We start from the raw sequence: 642 nt of genomic DNA, 5'->3' as shown, positions 1-642 counted from the left end.
AAGTGATCACACCAGCGCAAGCGGCTACATTAACTTTTGATCCAAACGGAACCTTCACAGGAACAACGACTTTTACCTTTACTGCAACGGATAACAATGGCGCTGTAGATGCTACACCAGCAACATTTACTATTCCAATTGGTAACAACCCACCAACAGCAAATAATGTAACCAATGCCAGTATTCCATCAACAGCAGGCGCTACAACAATCAGCGCATTATCTGCCACAGATACCGATGGCACAATTGCGAGTTATACCGTTTCTACTTTACCAGCCAATGGAACATTAGCCTTGGGCGGAGTGGCTGTAACCGCAGGACAAGTGATCACACCAGCGCAAGCGGCGACATTGATTTTTGATCCAAACGGAACTTTTACAGGAACAACGACTTTTACCTTTACTGCTACGGATAACAATGGCGCTGTAGATGCTACACCAGCAACATTTACTATTCCAATTGGTAATAACCCACCAACAGCCAATGATGTAACCAATGCCAGTATTCCATCAACAGCAGGTGCTACAACAATCAGCGCATTATCTGCCACAGATACCGATGGCACAATTGCTAGTTATACCGTTTCTACTTTACCAGCCAATGGAACATTAGCTTTAGGCGGAGTAGCTGTAACCGCAGGAC

1 protein-coding gene is annotated in these 642 nt (G+C 45.0%); it reads left to right on the top strand.

Going from position 1 to position 642, the window contains the following annotated elements; genetic code table 11:
• Nucleotides 1-642, top strand: a 642-nt coding sequence (locus KBJ98_RS15220; protein ID WP_225899153.1) for an Ig-like domain-containing protein, incomplete at both ends; no start/stop codon positions are given.

The sequence above is a fragment of the Flavobacterium erciyesense genome, assembly GCF_018069925.1.
Classification (GTDB): domain Bacteria; phylum Bacteroidota; class Bacteroidia; order Flavobacteriales; family Flavobacteriaceae; genus Flavobacterium; species Flavobacterium erciyesense.
The sequence above is the reverse complement of the archived record's forward strand: the minus strand, read 5'-3'. Positions and strand labels throughout refer to the sequence as shown.